The 22604-nt window shown below is 68.4% G+C and carries 17 protein-coding genes, 1 pseudogene and 2 riboswitches; of the genes and pseudogenes, 11 read left to right on the top strand and 7 right to left on the bottom strand.

The features are described 5' to 3' along the window. Positions 1-59: 59 nt before the first annotated feature. The 3 genes from ALI144C_RS17590 (at position 60) to ALI144C_RS17580 (ending at position 1522) form a co-directional block, all read left to right on the top strand. Positions 60-902 (top strand): helix-turn-helix domain-containing protein, encoded by an 843-nt coding sequence (locus ALI144C_RS17590; protein WP_076988192.1) that lies wholly within the window; start codon positions 60-62, stop codon positions 900-902. After that, complete coding sequence (locus tag ALI144C_RS17585; RefSeq protein ID WP_076988191.1) at positions 899-1249, top strand: DUF397 domain-containing protein; 351 nt, start codon at positions 899-901, stop codon at positions 1247-1249. The genes ALI144C_RS17590 and ALI144C_RS17585 overlap by 4 nt, the downstream gene beginning before the upstream one ends. A gap of 75 nt (positions 1250-1324) precedes the next feature. Further along, positions 1325-1522 (top strand): aldo/keto reductase, encoded by a 198-nt coding sequence (locus tag ALI144C_RS17580; protein ID WP_330359593.1) that lies wholly within the window; start codon positions 1325-1327, stop codon positions 1520-1522. A 45-nt stretch (positions 1523-1567) separates the two neighbouring features. Here ALI144C_RS17580 and ALI144C_RS53335 read toward each other — a convergent pair whose 3' ends face one another. Continuing rightward, positions 1568-1753, bottom strand: a complete 186-nt coding sequence (locus ALI144C_RS53335) for a hypothetical protein (RefSeq protein ID WP_083753121.1) — start codon at positions 1751-1753, stop codon at positions 1568-1570. 10 nt (positions 1754-1763) lie between these two features. Between ALI144C_RS53335 and ALI144C_RS17570 the strand changes: the two genes are divergently transcribed. Next, a complete protein-coding gene (locus ALI144C_RS17570) occupies positions 1764-2159 on the top strand; it encodes a TetR-like C-terminal domain-containing protein (RefSeq protein ID WP_237774193.1) in 396 nt (131 codons plus the stop codon). 31 nt (positions 2160-2190) lie between these two features. Here the strand turns inward: ALI144C_RS17570 and ALI144C_RS17565 are convergent, their stop codons facing one another. Further along, positions 2191-2592 carry a DUF1801 domain-containing protein gene (locus ALI144C_RS17565; protein ID WP_076988188.1) on the bottom strand — a complete coding sequence of 134 codons (402 nt, stop codon included), beginning with the start codon at positions 2590-2592 and terminating at the stop codon, positions 2191-2193. A 169-nt stretch (positions 2593-2761) separates the two neighbouring features. Between ALI144C_RS17565 and ALI144C_RS17560 the strand changes: the two genes are divergently transcribed. The 4 genes and pseudogenes from ALI144C_RS17560 to ALI144C_RS59070 form a co-directional block, all read left to right on the top strand. Further along, a complete protein-coding gene (locus ALI144C_RS17560) occupies positions 2762-5026 on the top strand; it encodes a beta-galactosidase (RefSeq protein WP_076988187.1) in 2265 nt (754 codons plus the stop codon). Positions 5027-5086: 60 nt separating this feature from the next. Then, a complete protein-coding gene (locus tag ALI144C_RS17555; protein WP_076988186.1) occupies positions 5087-5884 on the top strand; it encodes a class I SAM-dependent methyltransferase in 798 nt (265 codons plus the stop codon). Positions 5885-5910: 26 nt separating this feature from the next. Then, positions 5911-7479, top strand: a complete 1569-nt coding sequence (locus ALI144C_RS17550; protein ID WP_076988185.1) for an MFS transporter — start codon at positions 5911-5913, stop codon at positions 7477-7479. Between the two features lie 341 nt (positions 7480-7820). Further along, positions 7821-7991, top strand: a pseudogene (locus ALI144C_RS59070) (alpha/beta hydrolase); the annotation flags it as partial. 142 nt (positions 7992-8133) lie between these two features. Here ALI144C_RS59070 and ALI144C_RS17540 read toward each other — a convergent pair. Beyond that, a complete protein-coding gene (locus ALI144C_RS17540) occupies positions 8134-10236 on the bottom strand; it encodes a transglycosylase domain-containing protein (protein WP_076988184.1) in 2103 nt (700 codons plus the stop codon). Between the two features lie 117 nt (positions 10237-10353). Next, positions 10354-11361, bottom strand: coding sequence for an enoyl-CoA hydratase/isomerase family protein (locus ALI144C_RS17535; RefSeq protein WP_076988183.1), 1008 nt, complete (start codon positions 11359-11361; stop codon positions 10354-10356). A 236-nt stretch (positions 11362-11597) separates the two neighbouring features. Beyond that, positions 11598-11819, top strand: a riboswitch (cobalamin riboswitch). Between the two features lie 99 nt (positions 11820-11918). Between ALI144C_RS17535 and metE the strand changes: the two genes are divergently transcribed. The 3 genes from metE to ALI144C_RS17520 all read left to right on the top strand — a co-directional run bounded on the left by metE (position 11919) and on the right by ALI144C_RS17520 (position 16546). After that, entirely contained in the window at positions 11919-14171 is a 2253-nt protein-coding gene (gene metE / locus ALI144C_RS17530) for a 5-methyltetrahydropteroyltriglutamate--homocysteine S-methyltransferase (protein ID WP_076988182.1), read from the top strand. Between the two features lie 221 nt (positions 14172-14392). Further along, on the top strand, positions 14393-15295 hold the full coding sequence (gene lgt / locus ALI144C_RS17525; RefSeq protein WP_076988181.1) for a prolipoprotein diacylglyceryl transferase: 903 nt from the start codon (positions 14393-14395) through the stop codon (positions 15293-15295). Then, positions 15271-15412, top strand: a riboswitch (cobalamin riboswitch). Its footprint overlaps the gene before it by 25 nt. Before the next feature lie 87 nt (positions 15413-15499). After that, positions 15500-16546 (top strand): terpene cyclase/mutase family protein, encoded by a 1047-nt coding sequence (locus ALI144C_RS17520; RefSeq protein WP_076988180.1) that lies wholly within the window; start codon positions 15500-15502, stop codon positions 16544-16546. Between the two features lie 67 nt (positions 16547-16613). On the opposite strand, the gene ALI144C_RS17515 is transcribed toward ALI144C_RS17520, so the two are convergent. The 3 genes from ALI144C_RS17515 to ALI144C_RS17505 all read right to left on the bottom strand — a co-directional run bounded on the left by ALI144C_RS17515 (position 16614) and on the right by ALI144C_RS17505 (position 22562). After that, the gene (locus ALI144C_RS17515) at positions 16614-17186 is read right to left on the bottom strand and encodes an SMI1/KNR4 family protein (protein ID WP_076988179.1); all 573 of its coding nucleotides are present in this window, start codon (positions 17184-17186) and stop codon (positions 16614-16616) included. Positions 17187-17198: 12 nt separating this feature from the next. Further along, positions 17199-21515, bottom strand: a complete 4317-nt coding sequence (locus tag ALI144C_RS17510) for a DNA/RNA non-specific endonuclease (RefSeq protein ID WP_237774192.1) — start codon at positions 21513-21515, stop codon at positions 17199-17201. A gap of 117 nt (positions 21516-21632) precedes the next feature. Further along, positions 21633-22562 carry a hypothetical protein gene (locus ALI144C_RS17505; protein ID WP_237774191.1) on the bottom strand — a complete coding sequence of 310 codons (930 nt, stop codon included), beginning with the start codon at positions 22560-22562 and terminating at the stop codon, positions 21633-21635. Positions 22563-22604: the final 42 nt, after the last annotated feature.

Genomic DNA, 22604 nt, shown 5'->3' with positions numbered 1-22604 from the left:
CATCGCAGAAGAAGTCGCCCGAACGAGTGACGCTTACGAGCGCTCATAATCTGGAGGACATGATGCGACCAACCGTGCGCAGCCGCCGCCTCGGTGCCCGACTGGGTACTTACCGGCGACAGAGCGGCTTGTCCGGCACCGACCTGGCCGCGCAGCTCGGCATGCACCAGGCGACCTGGTCGAAGATCGAATCGGGCAAGACCAAGATCTCGCCACCCGCGCTGGCCCTCGCCGTGGACACGCTGCACATCCCCACCGGGGTCGCCGACCAACTGGAAGCCCTGCGCCGCAAGGCCGATGAGCCCGGCTGGTGGCAGGACTACGGCGACATCCTGTCCGAAGCCGTGCAGATGCTCATCGAACTGGAGGCGGACGCTTCGTGGATCCGCACGTACGAGGGCGAGGTCATCCCGGGCCTGCTCCAGACCCATGACTACGCCGAGCGCGTCATCACCGCGGTTGCTCCCCATATCCGGGTGGCCGACATCGACCGGTACCTCGAACTGCGCATGAAACGCCAGAAGCGGCTCAGCGAAGGAATGCGGCTCACCGCGATCGTGGGAGAAGCGGCCATCCGCCAGCAGGTCGGCGGCCCAGCCATCATGTACGACCAACTACGCCACATCGTCCGCGTGGTCCGCGAACACGACGTCACGGTGCAGGTCGTGCCGTTCACCGCCGACGCCCACGCCGCACTCGGCGACTCGTTCGTGGTCATCCAGTGGCCCGACGAGGCCGATCCGGAAGCCGTTTACGTCGACGGCGTGACATCCTGGACTGTGCACGAGCGCGATGGCGTCATTCGCAGTTACCTCCACGCGTTCGCGTCCGTGCAAAGCCAGGCATTGACTCCGCGGAAATCACTGGACCTCATCCACGACGTGATCAAGGAGTTGCGATGAACACAGCCTTCACTTGGCGCAAAAGCAGTCACAGCACCGGCACTGGTAACTGTGTCGAGGTAGCACCGACACTCGAAGGCGTGCTTGTCCGGCACAGCAAGCACCCTGAAGCAGGCACAATCGCCTTCTCCGCCCCGGCTTGGACAACGTTCCTGAGCGACGCCCGCAACGGCTTCACCGCCACGAACGGGGTCGCCACCATCACCAGGATCGGCATCGACACCCTCGTCACATCCCTCGCCACCGGAGTCGAGCTTCGCTTCGACGAGGGCGAGTGGTCGGCCTTCCTCGCCGGAACCGCCGACGGCGAGTTCGACTATCCCGAGCTGCTCGCCGCCAACCTGTAGGGCCGCCCCGCTTCAAAAAGAACCGCCGTTCTGCTAGCGCGAACTCAAGCAGAACGACGGTTCTTTTGCACGGAGGTGCGATGCCCCTCTCAGGTCGCCCTTGCCTGGCTGCTCCACCACGCCCCGAACGTGCTGCTGATTCCGGGCACCGCCAACGCACACCACCTCGCCGTCAACCTCGCCGCCACCGACACCCGGTTCGACGCCGCCACTCTCGCGAGGCTGGACGCGATCGAGTCCCGCTCCAGCACCGTCCCGCTCACCCAAGAATGATCACGAAGGCCACCGTCCACCGCGCCACCGGCGGTCCAGTGGGCGTCAGCTGAACGCGGCGAGATAGTTCGTGACGGCCTGGAGGTCGCCTGCGTCGGAGATCAGCCCGATATAGCCGTCGGGACGGATCAGGACGAGAGTTCCGCTGGAGGGGGCATAAGCTGCAGCGAGGTTGCCTGCGGTGTCCGCGATCTCGCCTTCGCCGACCGGCGCCGCGACGACGTGGAGCACCCGATGTCCGGTGCCCGGCAGCGTCGTCGCCTGCCGGGCGCCGAAGTCGATGAGGGTGAAACGGCCCCAGTACCTGACCGCGCTGGGCGCCTCGCTCGCCGGGTTCCTCGCCATCACGGCGGCCGTGTTCTCGGGGCTGCGTGCCTCCACCGGCCTGTCACCCGCCCAGTTCCGTGAACAGGTCATGGGCGGCGAGTTGCTCCCTCAAACGCGAGCCATCTACCAGCGGGCCGCGGCCCGCGGCGAGATCGACCCGGAACGCATCCCACCAGCGGTCCTCGCCCTGCCGTTCGACCTGCTACGACACGATCTGCTCATGAGCCTCGACGCCCCCAGCGCCGAACGTGTCCACTCCATCGTCGATGAGGTGTTCCTGCCCCTCTTGCGGACCCACCGCGAGAGCTGACACCCCTTTTACCCAACCGGTTCGCCGGGCGTCACAACCCCTGCGCCGCCTTGATCTTGCGCCAGCCACCGGCGCGGTTGTTCGCGATGATGTGCTTGAGGTACTGAGTGAGCGCCGCGACCTGGATCGGCTCGCCCTCGTGGTAGGAGATCATCCGGCCGGTCTTGTTCTGGTGTCCGGCTGTGACGATGCCCTCCGGGTCGGGAACGATGCCTCCGTCGTAGAGGAACACGTTCACGTGGTTCTTGGCGGCCAGCAGCGCGCAGACGTTGCCGTCGAGCACGAAGTACGGCTGGACCGTCCGCTTGATCGTCTCGACGACCTCGGGGTCGGCGGCATGCGCGATGTCGCGCACCTGGCGGCAGATCTCCTGCTGCCACTCCGGCAGCTTGTCGATGTAGTCGTCGACGCGTGGGTCCTTCTCGTAACTCACGATCAGCAGTCTCCGCCATGCCCGCCCACGGGGGCAACCACACAGAACTCAACACCGCCGTGCGCAGGTGTGCTCACACTTGATCGGTGATGTTTGTTTTTCTTGACTAACGCGCAGCTTCGCGCACAGAATCGAACATCCCCGCCGAGCCACCCGAGGAGCGCATTCGATGAAGCGTCGTGGTTTCCTGGCCGCCAGTCTGTTGACCCCGCTGGGCGCGATGGTCGCCACCGGCCAGGCGCACGCCGCCGCGGGACATGTGTTCTCGTTCGCACCGGACGGATCGGCGTTCCTGTTGGACGGCAAGCCGTTCCAGATCCGCGGCGGCGAGATGCACCCGGTGCGCATCCCCCGGCAGTATTGGCGGCACCGCGTGCAGATGGCCAAGGCGATGGGCCTGAACACCATCGGCGTGTACCTGATGTGGAACTACCTCGAGGAGCGGCCGGGCCACTTCGACCTGACCACCGACCGCCGCGACTTCGCCGCCTTCCTGCGCATCTGCCAGGAGGAGGGCATGTGGGTCCTGCTGCGCCCGGGGCCGTACGTGTGCGCCGAGTGGGATCTCGGCGGCCTTCCCGCGTGGCTGCTGGCCAACGACCCCGTGGCGTTGCGGACGAGCAAGGACTCGCGGTACATGGCCGCTGTGCGCCGGTACGTCAAGGCCATCGCGCCCGTGGTCAAGCCGTTGATGGCCGACAACGGCGGGCCCGTGCTGATGGTCCAGGTCGAGAACGAGTTCGGGTCGTACGGCAACGAGACGCCGCACCTCACCGACATCCGCCGGATGTGGCTGGACGAGGGCATCACCGGCCCGTTCTACACCCAGGACGGCCTCGGCCAGGTCCAGGCCAACCGCACGGTCGTGCCCGGCGGCGCGATCGGGCTGTCCGGCGGCAACGCCGCGGACATCGCGAAGTGCCGCGAGTCGTTCCCGAAGGTGCCCGCGCTGTCCGGCGAGCTCTACCCCGGCTGGCTCACGCACTGGGGCGAGCCCGCGATGGCCGGGCCGACGAACATCACCGGCACGCTGCGCGGCCTGATGGACAGCGGTCTGTCGTTCAACATCTACGTCCTGCACGGCGGCACGAACTTCGGCTACTGGGCAGGCGCGAACGCGAGCAACGACGGCAGCAACTACCAGCCGGACGTCACCACCTACGACTACGGCGCGCCGATCACCGAGCAGGGCGCACCGGCCGCGCTGTACCCGGCGTACCGGGACCTGATCAGCAGCTACGTCGGCACGCTGCCGCCGATCCCCGCGCCCATCGCCACCATCGCGCAGGACGGCCCGACGCCCGTGCCCTACGCGTCGTTGTGGGACAACCTGCCCGCGCCGCTGTCCACTCAGGACGTCAAGCCGATGGAGGCCTACGGCCAGAACAGCGGGTTCATGCTGTACCGCAAGGCAGTGGCCAACGGTGGCGCGCTGAAGATCACCGCTGTGCACGACTACGCCACGGTGTACGCCAACGGCAAGTACCAGGGCGGGATCTCACGCACGGCCGTACCGGCCAGCTACGCCGGTCCGCTGAAGGTGACCACCGGGGATTCGCTGACCCTGCCGACCAGCCCTGGAACGGTGGACATCCTGGTCGAGGGCCTCGGGCGGATCAACTTCGGGCACGGGCTGGTCGACCGCAAGGGCATCACCAAGCAGGTGTCGGTGGCCGGGACCCAGCTCACCGGTTGGCAGACCTATCCCCTGCCGGTCGACGAGGCCTACGTGTCAGGACTGAAACCGGTCATCACCGCACCGGACCGGCCGGGCATCTTCTTCAAGGCCACGCTCACGTTGTCCACTGTGGGCGACACGTACCTCGACATGTCCGGCTGGACGCACGGCCTCGTCTGGGTCAACGGCAACAACCTTGGCCGCTACTGGAAGATCGGGCCGCAGCAGAACCTGTACTGCCCGGGGACATGGCTGCGCAAGGGCGCCAACGAGATCGTGGTATTGGACCTGCACCAGCTGGAACCGAAGCCGATCCCGTTGCGGCACACCTTGAGCAACAACTGCGTGCTGGTCAACCGGCGCAGCGGCAAGGCTCTCGACGTCCCCGGCGGGTCGACGACGCAGGGAACGCAGCTGATCCAGTACGCCCAGCACGGTGGCGGGAACCAGCAGTGGCACCTCGGTGACCTCGGCAACGGTGTCTCGACCATCACCAGCGCCGCGACGGGCCTGGTCGTCGACGTGGCCGACAACTCGACGGCCGACGGCGCCAAGATCATCCAGTGGTCCGCCAACGGCGGCGTCAACCAGCAGTGGCGCCTGGTGGACGCGGGCAGCGGTCACGTGAAGATCGTCAGCGCGCGCAGCGGCAAACTGCTGAGCGTGGCCGGTGACTCCACTGCGGACAGCGCGCCGATCGTGCAGCAGAGCGACACCGGCAGCACGAGCCAGCACTGGAAGGTCACCCGGGTCTGATCTGTCACGCTGTGAGCTGAACCTGTTTCGCGGCAGGGTTGTGGCGAGCAGTCTGGCGGTATGGATCTCGGTTTTCGCGGCGCGGTGGTCGACTTCTACCACCGGTACCGGCGTGGCTATCCCCCAGCGGCGATCGACAAGCTGGTGGCGGCGTTCGGGTTGACCACCGATGACGTCGTGGTCGATCTCGGGTGCGGCACCGGCCAGTTGAGCTTGCCCGTCGCCCGGCGCGTGCGATCCGTCGTCGCCGTGGATCCCGAGCCGGACATGCTGGTCCGCGCCCGGTCCGCCGCGCGTGAACAGGACGTGGCCAACGTCAGCTGGATGCTCGGGTCCGACGCCGACATACCCGCCCTGGGCGCTGTGCTCGGTGACCGCGCCCTCGGCGCGGTCACCATCGGCCAAGCCCTGCACTGGATGGACCACGAGCAGCTGTTCCAGGACCTGGCGCCCCTCATCCGGCCGGGTGGCGGTGTGGCCGTGTTGGCCAACGGGACGCCGCTGTGGCAGCAGGACACGGCATGGTCGTACGCGTTGCGCGATTGCATGGAGCAATGGCTGGACACGAAACTCGGCCGCACCTGCGGCACCGACGAAGCCAGCCAACTGCGGTACGGCGACAGCTTGACGGCAGCGGGCTACGACGTCTCCGCCACCACTGTCGACTACACCGACGAGCTCAGCACGGACCAGATCATCGGCGGTGTGTATTCGGCGTTGCCCGTCGACCGCCTTCCCGCCCCGGAGCAACGGGAGCCGTTCGCCGAGCGGCTGCGCGACGCACTCCAACCGCACCAGCCCTTCACCGAGGAGGTCCGGGTGTCGATCCTGGTCGGCCGCGTGCCGACCTGTGAGTAACACCGGGGCCGGGCAAGATTCACCGCATGACCGCTCCGTCGTCCGCGTGGGCCCCGCTGCGTCGTGGCGCGTACCGCGCGCTGTGGCTGGCCCAGTTCGCCTCGAACATCGGCACGTGGGCGCAGACAGTCGGCGCCCAGTGGCTGATGGGCGACCTTGGCGGCACGGCGCTGCAGGTCGCACTCGTCCAGGCGGCGACGACACTGCCGGTGTTCCTGCTGGTCGTGCCGTCGGGAGCGCTCGGTGACATCCTCGACCGGCGCAAGGTGCTGCTGGTCGGCCAAGCGCTGATGCTCGTCGGCGCGGCCGGGCTGATGGTGCTGACAGCGACCGACGTCACCACGCCGACGATCCTGCTGGCGCTGATCGCGTTGATGGGCGTCGGGCAGGCCGCCTCGATGCCGTCGTTCCAGGCGATCCAGCCGGAACTGGTGCCGCGCGAGGAGATCCCGCAGGCCGCGCTGCTCAACGGCGTCAACATGAACGTCGGCAGGGCGATCGGGCCCGCGTTGGGTGGCGTGCTGATCGCGGCGGCGGGCCCGGAGGCGACCTTCGCCTTCAACACCGTGTCGTTCATCGGCGTGCTGCTGGTCCTGGGCTTCTGGCGGCGGCCGTCCGACGAGCGGCCGTTGGGCGCTGAGCACGTCCTCACGGCGGTACGCAGCGGCGCGCGGTACGTCCGCAGCTCTCCGCTGTACGCACGCGTGCTGGTGCGGTGCGTGCTGTTTGTCGGATTCGCCAGCGGCTTGTGGGCACTGCTGCCCGCGATCGCCCGCGGTCCACTCGGGCTCGGCGCGGGCGGGTACGGCGTGTTGCTCGGCAGCGTGGGCGCCGGGGCGATCGGTGGGGCGTTCGTCGTGCCGAAGCTGCTGCGTGCGCTCGGGAAGAACACTGTGATCACCGGCGCGACCTTCGCCTACGCGGTCGCGACGGCAGTCGCGGGATTCACCGGCTCGCTCGTTGTCGCCGTCGTGGCGATGCTCGTCGCGGGCGCGGGCTGGATCGCGGTGCTGTCCACCTTGAACGCGACCGCCCAGGTGCTGCTGCCCGCGTGGACCAGGGCACGTGCGTTGGCGTACTACCAGCTGATGCTGATGGGCGGCCAAGCCCTCGGCGCGGTGCTCTGGGGCACGGTCGCCAACGTGCTCGACCTGGGCCTGGCGATGGCGATCCCGGCGGTGGCGATGGTGTTGACCGCGTTCTACGCGATGCGCAAGCTGCCGCTCACCGAACGCCAGCTGGACGTCACCCCGGCCGCGGTCTGGGACGAGCCGCCCGAGGGACCGGAACACACCGACGGGCCGGTCCTGGTCACCGTGGAGTGGCACGTGACCGAGGAGGACGTGCCCGCGTTCACCGAGGCGATGCTGAAACTCGGCCGGTCCCGGCGGCGGACCGGGGCGACCATGTGGGGACTGTTCCGCGACTCCGAGGCACCGGACGTGTTCCTGGAGACGTTCGTCCTGGCGACCTGGCAGGAACACCTCCGGCAGCATCACGAACGAGGCACTGCCGTAGACCTCGCCGTCTACACCGCCGCCAGGTCACTGGCCGCCGAACCACCCGCGGTCCGACACATGGTCTGGGCCTACTAGGCCATCACCGGGATCCCAGTCGCCGAGATCCCGCCGGGTGGTTGTGCTGGGCTGTGCCTCGTGGGGTGAACATGAACCCATCTATGAAGGTCGTTCCGCCGCAACGGGCCGCCAGCAGTTGTGGCTCCGTGTGGTCTGGCGGCCAGCCAGTACCCGCGTTCGTTCCGCCGAGGACCATGGACGGCGGTCCGAACTCGGCGAGAACATCGCTGTGGCTTCGGTCGTGGGCACACCACGGTTCGATCGTGTCTCGAAGGCGGTCGTACTGGACTGGCGTCAGTGCGTGGTCCAGGTCAAGCCAGGTACACAGGTGAGCGATCTCGGCATAGACCGACGACGGCACCGGACACGGCACCTACAAGCTCAGTTCCTGCGTGCGTGCGGCGATCGACACCTACCTCATCACCCTCCGCACACCAGCCCGCGACACACACTGCCCCGCCGAATGGCCAACCACAGGTGACGCTGGGGCGGCTCGCCCGACCGCACTGCCGGGGATTCACCGCCGGTAAGGCGCCGGTAGATCCGGCCAGACCGGGGTGAGGCGACATGACAAGGGCACCCCACCCCTACTGCCCAGGCCGTCGCCACGCGCTACGAGGTCACAATGACCGTCACGGCGATCAACGCGTGGCCACGACTCCGAGACACGACTTAGTTCAGGAACTTCGGGTCCGCCGGGGGCAACGGGGTGTCCGGCAGGCCCTTGTGCAGCGGTTTCATCGCCTCGAACCAGGTGCGCGCGGGCACCTTGCCGCCGTAGATGTTTCCCTTCGCGCACAGGAACGGGCGCTCGCCGTCGCAGATCGGCTTCGGCGTGTCGCCGTCGCTGAAGACCAGCACCGCGCCGGACAGCTGCGGAGTGGCACCGACGAACCCTGCCGACTGGTGGATCTGGGTGGTGCCGGTCTTGCCGATCATCTGCTTGGTCCAGCCCGCGTTGCGGGCCGGGATCGACGCCGTGCCCTCGGTGGTGTCCTTGCTCATCGCCTGGGCGAGGCTGCGGGCCAGGCCAGGCTCGACTGCCTGCTCACAACCCGGTTCGTTGATCGCGACCGACTTGCCGTCCCGGTCGAGGATCTGGTCGATCGGACTCGGCGGGCACCACTTGCCCTCGCTGACGATCGTGGCGCCGACGTTGGCCAGCTCCAGCACGCTGGTGACGGTGACACCGAGCGTGAACGACCCGATCTTGCCGTCCTTGACCCACTGCTCCTGGTTGATCCGCAGCGACGCGTCCTTGGCGTTGGGGTCCGGCTTCTCGCCGCCGCGGTTGACCAGCTGCATGCTCTCCCGCATGCCGAGCTTGACCGACATGTCGACGACCTTGTCCAGGCCCGCGTCCTCTTCCAGCTTCACGAACGCGGTGTTCGGCGAGTGCGCCAGCGCGCCCTGCAGCGTCATGGTGGTGTCACCACCGGCGGAGTCGTTGCTGACTGTGTAGGGCTTGTTGCCGTTGCCCTTGTAGACCGATGACGTGTACGAGGCCGGGACGGGCATGGACTTGTTCACGCCCGCGACGCCACGGTCCAGCGCGGCCGCGGCGGTGAAGATCTTGTAGATCGATCCGGCGCCGAACCGGGTGATGGTGCTGGGCAGGCGGTACGCGGTCTGCCCCTTGCTCGCGTCGACACCGAAGTCGCGGTTGGCCGCGAGCGCGCGGACCGCGTGCTTGTCGGCGCCCGGCTCGACGACCGCCATCACGTTGGCGATTCCCTTGGTGTCCTTGGAGACCTGGTTCTCCGCGGCGCGCTTGGCCGCTTCGGTCGCCGCCGGGTCCATGGTCGTCTTGATCACGTACCCGCCGCGCTTGAGCTGGTCCTTGGTTATCCCGGCTTTGGCCAGGTAGTCCAGCACGTAACCGCAGAAGAAGCCGGTGGTGGTGCCGCCGTCGAGGTTGCCGCAGTCGTTGGAGCGGGTGTTGAGCGGCTGCGCGAGTCCGACGTCCTCGTTCTTGGCCTTGTCGGCGACCTCCTTGCCCTCCTTGAGGAAGCCGGTCTCCAGCATGCGGTCGATCACGAGGTTGCGCCGCTTCTTGGCCTCGACCGGGTCCTTGAGCAACGTGGTCGGCTTGTTGACCATCGCGGCGAGGAACGCCGACTGGGCGAGGGTGAGCTTGTCCGGTGTGGTGCCGAAGTACGTCCGCGCCGCGGCCTTGATGCCGTAGACGTTGCCGCCGAACGGCACGAGATTGAGGTAGCGGACGAGAATGTCGTCCTTGCTCATCTGCCGCTCGATCTCGACGGCGAGCTTGGCCTCGCGGATCTTGCGTGCGGGGCTGTGCGCCATGGCCGCCTTGCGCTCGGCGTCGTCCTTGGCCAGCACGAAGCCCAGGTAGTTCTTGACGTACTGCTGGGTGAGCGTCGAGCCACCACCGGCGGACTCACCGGCGAAGAACCCGCCGACCGCCTTGAGGCTGCGCTGCGCGTCCAGGCCGTTGTGCTGGTAGAACCGGTGGTCCTCGATGGCGACGATCGCGTCACGCATGTGCTTGGGGATCTCCTGCGGCGTGGAGATCTCCCGGTCCTGGTCGTACAGATACGCGATCGGCTGGCCGTTGCGGTCCAGAATCGTGCTGCCCAGCGGCATCTGCGCCGACACCAACTCGGCGGGCACGGCCGCGATGGTGTCACTCACCCGGTTCGCGGCCACCCCCACCCCGCCCACGTACGGGAACAGGATGGCCGCTAACACCACACCCGCCGTCAAACACAACGCCACCAGCTTGCCAAGCGCCTTCGCCTTGGAGGCGACCACACCAAACCCCTTACTTCACCTGACTACAAGATCCCTACCTATCTGACGCACAAGGGCGGGGGAAAGTTGCTTGACACTTCACCGTGACACGGGTCACCCGCCGACGAAGCCGGGCGATCACCGGACCTCATCGAAGTGGGCGGCCACCACGTCGTCGGTCACCTCGGCGAGGGTGCCCGGTGACCAGCGGGGGTTGCGGTCCTTGTCGATGATCTGGGCACGGATGCCCTCGGTGAGGTCGTGTCCGCGCAGGCAGGCGGCCGACACGCGGTACTCCTGCGCGAGGACGGTCTCCAGGTCCGGCAGGGTCGCGGCGGAGCGCAGCGCCCGCAACGTCACCTTGACCGCGGTCGGCGACTTGCTCTCGATCTCCTTGGCCGCGCTGCTGCCCTGTTCACCGCTGGCGCGCAACCGATCGAGGATCTCCTCGACGGTCTCGGCCGCGTAGCAGGTGTCGATCCAGTCGGTCTGCCGGGACAACGGCCGGTCCGCGGGCAGTTCGGCGACCGCGCGCACGGCCTCCCCCGCTTCCCGCTGCGCCAGCAGTTCGAGCATCTGCGGAATGCGCGCACTGGGCACGTAGAAGTCGGCCAGGCCACAGTGGATCGCGTCACCGGCGTTGAGCTGCGCGGCGGTCAGGGCGATGTGCGTGCCGAGCTGCCCCGGGGTGCGGGACAGCAGGTAAGTGCCGCCGACATCGGGCACAAGGCCGATGCCGACCTCGGGCATCGCGATCCTGGAGCGTTCGGTGACCACGCGTATGGAGCCATGCGCGGACACGCCGACACCGCCACCCATCACCACACCGTCCATCACCGCGACGTACGGTTTCGGGTACCGGGTGATGTGCGCGTTCAATTTGTATTCGTCGGCCCAGAAATCCAGTGAGGCCGTGCCGCCGGAGCGGGCGTCCTCGTAGATCGAGCGGATGTCGCCGCCCGCGCAGAGCCCCCGGTCACCGGCTCCGGTGATCACGACCGCGCGGACGCCCGCGTCGGTCTCCCACTCGGTCAGCGCCGCGTCGATGGTCCTGACCATGTCGTGGGTGAGCGCGTTGATGGCTTGCGGCCGGTTCAGCGTGATCCTGGCCAGCCCGTCGCGGACATCGACGAGTACCTCGGTCATGACAGTTCCGCCTCCCCGAAATTTCGACGCCTGGTCACCTTCGGCTGGCACCGTTTGGTTCGGTGCGTACCGGTGGCTGGTTTACACCACGTTCCCCTGAGGCGCGGTTGGCTGCCACGCGGCCTGCGTTGGCACAGCGCACCGCGGACCTGTGGATACCGTAAAGTAGGACGTCCGACTATGTCGACTGTGAGGTATCTCCCCCGGAACCACACCCGGGACCATGGGTGGCGCGCTAGGATCGGGGGGCTGGTGGTCCGCCGTGCTCCGGTTTTCCGGCCAGGGCGCGGTGGGGTAAGAGGGAACCCGGTGGAAATCCGGGACTGCCCCGCAGCGGTGAGCGGGAACGACCGCCGTCAGAAGCACTGGGCGCGAGCCTGGGAAGCGACGGCCAGTAGGTCCGGGTGCGAGCCCGGGTGCCCGCGAGTCCGAAGACCTGCCATCGGTACGCGCACCGCCTGGTGCGCGTGGTCCTGGGCCTCTCGGGCGGGCTCACGCGACGAGGCTGCTTTTCGCGCGCACTGCCCTGGGGTTCCTGAGCTCGCGAGGAGAGAGCTGTGCCGATCGGGTCGACAGTGCTGGGGTATCCGCGGATAGGTCCGCGACGTGAACTCAAACGCGCGCTGGAGAAGTACTGGTCAGGCGGCATCGACGCCGCGCAGGTGCGGCAGGTCGCCCGTGACCTGCGCCGGGCCACGTGGGCCGAACTGGCCGCCGCGGGGCTGGACTCGGTGCCCTCCAACACGTTCTCCTACTACGACCAGGTGCTCGACACCATCCAGCTGTTCGACGCCATCCCCCAGCGGTACCGCGATCTCGGCCTCAACGGCATGGACACGTACTTCGCCATGGCACGGGGGCACGACGCCGTCCCGGCGATGGAGATGACCAAGTGGTTCGACACCAACTACCACTACCTCGTGCCGGAACTCGGCCCGGAGACGAGGTTCGACCTGGCCGGGGACAAACCGATCGCCGAGTACCAGGACGCACGCGCACAGGGTGTCGAGACCCGGCCGGTGCTGATCGGGCCGGTGACGTTCCTGCTGCTGGCCAAGGCGGAGGCGGGCGCACCGCCGGGGTTCACGCCGCTGGACCTGCTCGAACCGCTGCTCGATCGCTACGCCGACCTGATCAGCAGGCTGGGCGCGGCCGGTGCGGCGTGGGTGCAACTGGACGAACCGGCGTTCTGCGCGGACCGCACCGACGGTGAACTGGCCGCGCTCGGCCGCGCCTACGACCGGCTGAGCCAGCTTCCCGGTCGGCCGAACCTCCTGGTGACCGGCTACTTCGGGGATTTCGGCCCGGCGCTGCCGGTGCTGGCGGGCACCGCGGTGGAAGCCGTCGGGATCGACCTGGTGGCCGGGCGCGCGGCGGCCGACCGGATCCCGCACATCCCGGCCCTGCGCACCAAGACCCTGGTGGCGGGAGTGGTCGAGGGCCGCAACATCTGGCGGACGGACCTCAGTGCCGCGGCCGAACTGTGCGCCCAGCTCAAGCAGTCAGTCAACGAACTGGCGGTGTCGACGTCCTGTTCGCTGCTGCACGTGCCGTACGACCTGGACGCGGAGACCTCCCTGGCGCCCGACGTGGCCGCCAGGCTGGCGTTCGCACGGCAGAAGGTCGACGAGGTCGTCCTCTTGGGCAAGGCACTGGCAAGCGGCGATGCTCGTCTCATCGCCACCACCGGTGCGGCGGCCGGTGTCCACCGGGACGAGCAGGTGCGTGCCCGCGTCGCGGCACTGACGCCGGAGCACCGGCTGCGTGTTCCGTATGCCGAACGTGCCGAGGCGCAGGGGGCGAAGTTGGGCCTGCCGCCGTTGGCGACCACGACGATCGGGTCGTTCCCGCAGACCACGGACGTTCGCAGGGCCAGGGCGGATCTGCGAGCGGGCAGGCTGGACGACGCGGGCTACGCCGAGCGGATGCGTGCCGAGGTCGAGCGGGTCATCCGGTTGCAGGAGGAGATCGGACTCGACGTGCTCGTGCACGGCGAACCCGAGCGCAACGACATGGTGCAGTACTTCGGGGAGTTGCTGGACGGCTTCGCGTTCACCGAGCACGGGTGGGTCCAGTCGTACGGGTCGCGGTGTGTTCGGCCGCCGATCCTGCACGGTGACGTCTCCCGGCCGGTGCCGATGACCGTCGAGTGGAGCACCTACGCGCAGTCGCTGACCAGCAAGCCGGTCAAGGGAATGCTCACCGGCCCGGTGACCATCCTGGCGTGGTCGTTCGTCCGCGACGACCAGCCGTTGGGTGTCACGGCCGACCAGGTCGCGCTGGCGTTGCGGGACGAGATCACGGATCTGGAGGCGGCGGGCATCGGCATCATCCAGGTCGACGAGCCCGCGTTGCGCGAACTGCTGCCGTTGCGCGCGGAGGACCGCAAGGCCTACCTGGACTGGGCGGTCGGTTCGTTCCGGCTGGCCACCTCCGGTGCGGCAGCGGGCACGCAGATCCACACGCACCTGTGTTACTCGGAGTTCGGTGACGTGATCGAGGCCATCCACGGACTGGACGCCGACGTCACCACGATCGAAGCGGCCAGGTCCAAAATGGAGGTTCTGGCCGACCTCTCGTCGATCGGCTACAGCCGCGGAGTCGGGCCGGGCATCTACGACATCCACTCGCCGCGCGTACCCAGCACGGACGAGATGGTCGCGCTGCTCACCGAAGCCGTGCGGGCGGTGCCCGCCGAGCGGGTGTGGTCAAACCCGGACTGCGGCCTGAAGACCCGTGGCTACGCCGAAGTCGACCCGGCGCTACGCAATTTGGTCGAGGCGACCAGGCGGGTACGCGCCGAACTGTAGGCGGAGGCGGAGGGCCGACCGCGCGCAGTGACGGCGCCTGACATCCTTTTCGAAGGAAGTGACCTCGTTGCCGACGCCCGTTCGGCACCGAGGTCAACGCCGGAGTACCAAGCCAAGTCCGCAGTTGTCCCGACAACGCGAGTAGTCCACGCGTTTCGCTGGTACATAACGAATCCGAACAACCCGGCCACCGGATACGTAGGCCCACTACTGTATGGTCGATGACCCCACCGACCACGTTCCTGGCAACCATTCCCAGCCCGCCGCAGGGCGTGTGGGAGATCGGGCCGATCCCGATCCGCGCCTACGCGCTGCTCGTCATCGCCGGGATCTTCGTCGCTGCCCGGTGGGGCCAGAAGCGCCTGTCGGCCAGGGGCGGCGCACCGGGAACGGTGGTCGACGTCGCCGTGTACGCCGTGCCGTTCGGCATTGTCGGCGGCCGGTTGTACCACGTGATCACCGACTACCACCTGTACTTCGGCGCGGGCAAGGACCCGGTCCGCGCGTTGTACATCTGGGAGGGCGGTCTCGGTATCTGGGGCGCGATCGCCCTCGGCGCGGTCGGCGCGTGGATCGGCTGCAGGCGCAAAGGCCTGCCGCTGCCGGTGTTCGCCGACGCGGTCGCGCCCGGCATCGCCGTCGCGCACGCGATCGCCCGGATCGGCAACTACTTCAACCAGGAGCTGTACGGCTCGCACACGACGTTGCCATGGGGCTTGGAGATCTACCAGCGCGTGAACGCCAACGGCGAGGTGGACGCGCTCAACGGCGTCTCCAACGGCATCCCGCTGCCGGACAGTCCGGTGCACCCGGTGTTCCTGTACGAACTGCTGTGGCTGCTCGGTGTCGCCGCGCTGGTGGTGTACCTGGACCGCAAGCTCAACCTCGGCCACGGCCGGGCGTTCGCCCTGTACGTCGCGGGGTACACCCTGGGCCGGACGTGGATCGAGCTGATGCGCACCGACCCCGCGACGCTGGTGTTCGGCGTCCGCGTGAACGTGTGGGTCTCGATACTGGTGTTCGCCGGCGGGCTCGCCTACTTCGTCTGGGGCCGAAGGAAAGGCTCTCGCGAGGTCCTCGAAAAAACGGACGAGCCCGCCACACCGACCGGGAACGTGGTATGAATCGTTCGCAGGAAACCTGGGCAGCGGGGGAAGTCCGGTGAGAGTCCGGCGCTGACCCGCAACGGTGTGCCACGACGAGTGGCGAGCCCGACCACCCGCTGCCTTGGCGTGTTCGTCCCATCCCCGTCGTGGTTCGCGGGCCGGGCGCCGGGGCGGAAACCCCCGGCTCTGGTGCCGTGCTCCGGAGAAAGGCTCCTGACGCACATGAGATTCCGATCCTTGGCCGTCGCAGTGCTGTGCGCGACGGCCGCTGTTGCCGCCGCCCCAGGTGTTGCCACCGCCCACGATCACCGGACCACGAACCGCGCCGACGCGGCCGCGGGCTGGCTGGCCCGTCAACTGGTCGACGGCGAACGGTTCGAAGTGGACTTCGGTGGTACGAAGTACCCCGACCAGGGACTGACCATCGACGCGATCTTCGCGTTCGCGTCGGCCGGTGTGTCCGGCACCAACGGCGGCAAGGCCATCACCTGGCTGGCCAAGCCGGAGATCCTCGGCGGCTACATCGGCAACGGCACGACCGAGGCCTACGCGGGCGCCACCGCGAAGGTGTCACTGGCCGCACAGGTGCGCGGTCTGGACCCGGCGTCGTTCGGCGGCGTCGACCTGCTGACGCGGCTGCGTGGCCTGCTCACGCCGTCCGGCCGGTTCTCCGACCGCTCCGAATTCGGTGACTACAGCAACGCGTTCACGCAGTCGCTGGCGATCATCACGCTCAAGCGCACACCCGGCGGTGTTCCCGCATCAGCAGTGGATTTCGCGGTCGGCACCCAGTGCCCCGACGGCGGTTACCCGATCGCCTTCGGCACACCGGTCTGCCAGAGCGACACGGACGCGACCGCGATGGTCACCCAGGCACTGCTGGCCACCGGCCGCACCACCGACGCACAGGAAGGCCTGTCCTGGCTGATCAGCAAGCAGCAGGCCAACGGCGGCATCTCCGCGCGGTCGGGTGACCCGGCCGTGCGGCCGAACACCAACACCACCGGCCTCGCCGCGCAAGCGCTCAAGGCAGGCAACCGGCCGCTGGCGTTCCACAAGGCCAAGCAGTTCATCCTGAGCGTCCAGGTCGACTGCTCCGGCCCGGTCGAGAACCGCGGAGCGATCCCCTACGACGCCACCGGCTACAACCCCTCGACTGTCGTGCGCGCCACGGCACAGGCGGTTCTCGGCCTGGGTGGCCCGAGCCTGGCGGCGCTGAGCGCGGCCGGTTCCCAGCCCGCCGCACCCGTGCTGTCCTGCCCGGCATGACCGGGGTCGCCTGAAAACAGCTCGGGGCCTTTCGCACGCGGAAGGCCCCGAGCTTTTTGATGCCCTGCTACAGGGGGTAGGAGATCATCCGATCCTTCACCTGCCCACCGAAACTCACCGGCTTGTCTGACACATTCCACCCCACGAGGTGGTCCGATCCGTCGCTCACCAGCAACTCGTGGATCACCTTCGTCATCGGCCCCGGGTGTTCACGCCAGTTGTCGTAATCGTTGTACGCGATCGACCAGGCATCCGGATCAGGCGAATCGGTGACCCACCAGAACGTCCCACCCGCACCGTCGGCTCCCCACGGATACAGCCCACCGGGCTCAGGGAACAGCCGATAGGCCGTGCCCTCGAGATACCCGGTGTCCTCGTCCGCGAAGATCTCCATGAGTTCGAGGTTGTCCCGTTTCGATTTCGCGAGCCCCTCGCGGCTCTGCGCGGGATTGTCCACCCCGATGCTGCCCCGGAAGCCGCCTGCCGGGAATCGGGTCAGCAGCTCCTTGTAGTCAGCGGGGAGCCGGAGACCCAACTCGCGTTCGACGGCCTCCCACGCCACCTCCGGCTCGAAATCCCCGGCACGCCACCCGACGAGCAGGCAGATCTCGTCGACATAGGATCGTCGTGCGCCAGCCATGCGTTCTCCCGGTCACTTCTTCTTGGCTTTCCGGAACGATTCACATCGTTCCTTCGGCGCGGGGTTGCCTCCGGGCACGTTGTGGATGGTGGCGAAGCACCACACCCCGTTCGAGGCGATCGCCTCGATGAAGACCCACTCCGGTTTGGCGGCGGTGTTGCTGGGGTACTGCGCGTGGGCCTCGTAGACCACCCACACGTCCTTCCCCAGCCTGTCCAGCATACCGGCGACCGCGTTCTCCATCATCTTCACATCTGACAGATTGACTTTCCGGTACTGGGTGACGATGTTGTCCACCTTCATGGAGCCCCCGAGCCGGTCGGCGACCAGGTGCCCCTTCTGGACGTACTCACCGTCCAGCTGCGCCCACGCCGCCGCGTCCCCCTCCGGATGCCCCACGGGCCTCGCCGGTTCCGCATTGGGGTCGCGCTGGTGGGTCTTGTTCGCGCACACGATGCCACCGGTGGCCCGCTGAGCGCTTTCGCCGAGCCATGTGAAGTTCTCCATGGGATAGTTCACCGCTTTGTTGACAATCCCGTCGCCGCCGAACCCCCTACCGGCGAAGCAATCATCGACCTTGCGTTTCCTCTTGGCGTCCTTGAGCTTGTCCTTCGGTTCCTTCGGCTGGACACTCGGCTGATTCCTGTGCTCGGCTTCTTCCTTCTCGCGGAGCTCCTTCTTGTCCTTGGGTTTGCACGACGCCCCGCGGCTGCCCTTGCAGTCCTTGATCTGCTTGATCAGGTCGCGCAGTTCGTTGACGATGCGGCGAGCCGCCAGCTTGACGTCCTTGAAGGTGCGGATGCCCTTCACGATCCGGACGGTGGCCTTGACGGCGTCCGGGATCTGAGTGATGAACCGGGCGAGCTTGAGGATGGGCAACGCGTTGATGACAGTCAACACGCAGGAGATGAAATCCCCTTCCGTGAAGCACTTCTTGGCGTCTTCGTAGCCGATCAGGTCGAGCAGGAGTTGCCCGCCCTCGTCGATGATGAACTTCTTCAGATCCTTGTTCGCCTCGCCGCGCGCTCTGGTGTACTCGTCGACCGCGCCCTGGCCTTTCTCCGCACGCAGGTCGTTCTCCTCTTCAGGAGTCAGCGCGGGAACCTCGCTGTCGTCGTTGATGGCCTGCTCGGCCGCCTTGCGCTCCGCTTCTTCCTCGGCCCTGCGGAGTTCCTCCTGGACCGCGGCGAGGTAGGCCTGGACCTCCTTGGCGTCCTCCTCGGCGTTCTTGGCCCTCTCCTCGACGCTGTCGGCGTACTTGTCGGCCTGGTCGGCGGCCGACTCGGCGTCCTTCGCGTGCTGGTCCGCGCGGGCCGCCGCCTGCCTCGCCTCCTCGGCGTCCTTCTCGGCCTGTGCCGCCGCCTTTCCCGCAGCCTCCGCGTCCTTCTGTGCGCGGTCGGCTGCGGCGCTGGCCTCGTTGGCCGCACGGGTGGCGTCGTCCGCCGCCCGGCGCGCCGCCGCCGCGTCAGCCTCGGCCTGGTCCGCCGCGCGTCCGGCGAGCGCCGCATCGGCGGCGGCCTGATCAGCGGCGGCACGAGCCGCCATCGCATCGGCCTGTGCCGAGGCGTCCACGGCTTCAGCCGCCGCGGCGGCTTTGCGTGCTGCCGCCGCGTCGATGGCGGCCTCCGCGGCTGACCTCTGCGCGTCTGCCGCAGCCTTGCCCGCCTCCGCCGCGAACGTGGCCGCTGCCGCCGCCGCGTCGTAGGCCGGTTTCACCTGCTCCGCCGCGCTCTTCGCCGCCTCGGCGGCGTCCTTCGCCTTCTGGTTGGCGTCGGCCGCGGCCTGTTGCGCGGCCTTGACCTGGGTGTCGCCGATGTCCTTTGCCCGGTTGGCCACCATCTGCACGAAGTCGGCGTCGATGTCCGAGCCCGCGAACGGGTTGGTCAGCGTGATCGCGGTGTTGGCCGGGGCGGCGATGCCCGACGCGGCCTGAGTGGTCGCCGCCGCCGCACGGGTGGCGATGCCCGCCTGAGTGGCCGCGGTCGCCGCTTCCTCGGCCGCGGCGTTGGCCTCCTGCCGGGTGCGGTCGGCTGCCTCAAGGGACTTCGCCGATTCCACCACCGCCTGCTGCGCCAGATCCATGGCCTTGCGCGCGTTCTCCGCGGCACGGGCCTCCGCGGCGGTCGCGGTCTCCGCGCTCGCCCTGGCCCGCATCGCCTCGGCGTGCACGGCGGCGGCTTCCCGTTCCGCACGGTTGGCCGCGTCGTTCGCCCGTGCCGCAGCGGCTTGCGCCTGGTTCGCGGCCGAACGCGACATCTCCGCCGCGTGCTCGGCTTCACGGGCCGCCGCGCGCGCCTCCGATGCTGCGGACTGCGCGCGATCCGCGTGGGCACGAGACCTGCTCGCCGCACCTTCCGCCTCGGTCGCCGCGGCTCGCGCCCGCACCGCGGCCTGCCCGGCCTCCTCGGCGTGCTGGTGTGCCGTCTGCGCCGCACCCCGCGCGGTGTTCGCCTCGGCACGCGCCTGATTGGCCGCGTCCCGAGCCTTGATCTTGTCTTCCTGGAGGACCTCCGAGGAATTCGCGGCCCGCTCAGCCAGCTGCGCGAGGAACTGTGCCTTCTTCTCCGCGGTGTCAGCCGATCGCCGGACCTGTTCGGCCTCCTCGCGTGCCTGATGGGCCTTGCCCTCCTCCACGGCCGCGTTGCGGTCGATGTCCCCGGCGATCTGCTCCTGGCGCCGGGCTTCCTTGGCCGCGTCGGCGGCGATCTGCTCCTGCTCCTGTGCCGCGCCTCGCTTGTTCGCCGCGATCAGCGCCTGCGCCTCGGCTTCCTCGCGCTTCCGGCGGGCGATCTCCGCCTCCTGCTTGGCCTTGTCGCGTTCCGCGGCCGCTTCGCGCTGCTTGGCCTCGGCCTCCTGGCGTTTCTGGTTCGCGACGTCTCGCCACTGTTCGGCTTCCCGGCGTTTCTGGTTCGCGATGTCCCGCTCACGCTCGGCGTCGGCACGCGCCTGCTTGACGTTCGCCGCGTGCACCTGCGCCCTGGCCAACGCGGCCTCAGCGTCCTGCCTTGCCTGCTTGGCCTGCCGTGCCGCCTCGGCCGCCGCGTTGGCCTGCTCGCGCGCGGCCTTCGCCAACTGCTCGGCCTGGTTCCTGTGCGCCTCGGCGTTGGCCCGCCAGCGCTTGGCGTTCTCCTCGCGCTTCTTGGCCTTGTCGGCGGCGTCGGTGGCGGCGGCGTCCGCCGCGATCGCGTCCACCGCGTGCACCGCGGACTCCGAAGCCTGCTTCGCCGCCTGTGCGGCAGCCGCCATGCCCTGGACGACCTTGACCCACTCGGTGCCATGCGGCATCCCGTTCTCCACCAGGATGTTGGCCTGTACCGTGGCGCCCGCCGCCGCGGTCTCGGCCTCCCTGGCGTCGGCGATCACGTACTGCAGTTGCTGGGCCGCCCTGTCCTTGGCCCGCTGGTAGAGCTCGGGGTGGTATTGGCCACTCGCCTGGTCCGCGGCCAGCACGCGGGCGGCTTCCCTCGACGCGTCCGCGGCGCCCATCATGTCGTTGGCGACCCGCTCCAACGCCCGCACGCCGTCGGCGTGGGCGACAAGGATGTTGCGACGCGCCCTCATCGCCCGCGCGACCCGTTGTGCCAACTCCGACGCGGCCTCGTTTTCCTTACGCAGCCTCTCCAGTTCTGCGAGATGCGCGTCCCGCGCCTCGGCGTCGAGCTTGGCCGCGACCAGATAGCCGGTCTTGAGGAACTCCTCGATCGCGGCGTCCCCGGCGGCCAGTGCCGCCTTCGCGGCCTTGGCGACCTCCGGGGTTCCGCGGTCGGCCGCCACCTGGACGTGCGCCCGGCGCTTGGCCCTGATCTCCTTCTCGTAGGCCCCGTTGCGGCGGTCCTGCTCCGCGGCGATATCCCGGCCGTAGGCCAGGAAGTTCTCGCGTTCGCGGGCATCGCCCTTCAACGCGTTGGTGACGGCGGCGTTGAACGCGGGGCCGCCCGTTCCCACGAGCGCTTGGATGAGCGCGCGGTTGTGCGCGTCGCTCTGTTCCCTGCGCTGTTTCGCTTTGTTCTTCGCGTCCTGATGGCCGTGGGCGAAGAAGTCCTCGACCGCTTTCTTGTCCCCGGCTTCGGCCTTCCGCAGGGTTTCCCTCGCCGCGTCGCGGACCTCCTCGTCCTCGTCGAACGCGGCGATGTCGGCGAGCAGGTCGCGCTGCAACTGGTCGAGGATGGCCTGGTCCTCGGGATCCAGCCCCGAGTCGGCCCGCGGCTGTTGTTGCGCCTTTGCCTGCTGCGCCGACGAAACCTGCACGGGCGCGTACGTCGCCGCCGTCGCCTCGGCTCCCTCGCTCGCTGTGGTGGCGAGGAGCGCGGCGGCAACGGTGAACACCACCGCCCTGCGCCATCCGATCGGTAGCGTCCGTCTGGAACGCCGACGTAATTTAGACATGGTTCGGCCACACCCCGAATTCGCGAAGAAACAAGAAAGGTGAAATGAAATGCGCTGAGGTCAGGAACCGGTGGTCATCCGGTCATAACCGTCCCGCGCTTCATCACCGACAACACCCCAGTGCTGTATCTGATTGTCGGCGAATGTCGTTTCGGTCGTCCACGTGCCGCGCTGCTTTTCCGCGGTTGAGCCGATGTTCAGCCACACGGGATCGAACTGGGTCTTGGCTCGCTCTATCACTGTTTGCCAGTACCGCGCCTGCTCGGCACAGAGCTGCCGCTCGTTTTCCCAGGAGTTACGGGCGGCGTCGGCTTTCTGCTGGGTGGTCGCCCACGCCTGGGCAGCCACGGCACGGGCCTTTTCGGCTGCCTCTCCGCTCGTCGCGAGAGCCTCCCGCTCCGCCTCCTGCGCATCGGCGATCAACTGCGGAATCGTGGCGTGGTAGAACACGCCCGCCTCCTGGCTCCGCAGGCGGAAGATCTCCACGTCCAGCCCCGCGGCGGCCATCCAGTCGCTGGCGTAGAACTCCCGGATGTCGGCGTCGATGCCGCCGTTGCGCAACGCGTGCTCGGCCGCGAGCCGCACCTGCTGACCAGGGTCGGACTTCGACAGCAGGAGCACGAAGTCCCGATCCGCCTGCGCGATCGCCTGCTTGTGCTCCTCGTCGGCTTCCCGTGCCGCGTTGTCCTTCGCCTTGGCCTCCTCGAACCCCGTCCGAGCGAACCAGTCCCGGTCGCCGTCGGAGCCCTTGAGCGCCTTGTCCGCGCCCGCGTGCACGAGCGGGGCGTAGGAGGCGCTGTAGGTGTCGAAGACCCGCTGGGCGAAGTCCCGGTTGCGGGCGTTGTTCTGCCTGGCTCGCTCCCGCGCCTTGGCGAAGCCGCGTAACACGAACTCACGCAGGGCGGCCTCGCCGTCGGGTGACCGCATCGCCTGCCACGCGGAAGCGCGAACCAGAGTTTGCGCGTGATGCAACGCGACCTGCCGCACCATCGGATACCACGGCGATTGCTCTATTCCGACCGCCTGCATTAC

The sequence above is a fragment of the Actinosynnema sp. ALI-1.44 genome (assembly GCF_001984155.1).
Taxonomy (GTDB): Bacteria; Actinomycetota; Actinomycetes; order Mycobacteriales; family Pseudonocardiaceae; genus Kibdelosporangium.
The sequence above is the reverse complement of the archived record's forward strand: the minus strand, read 5'-3'. Positions and strand labels throughout refer to the sequence as shown.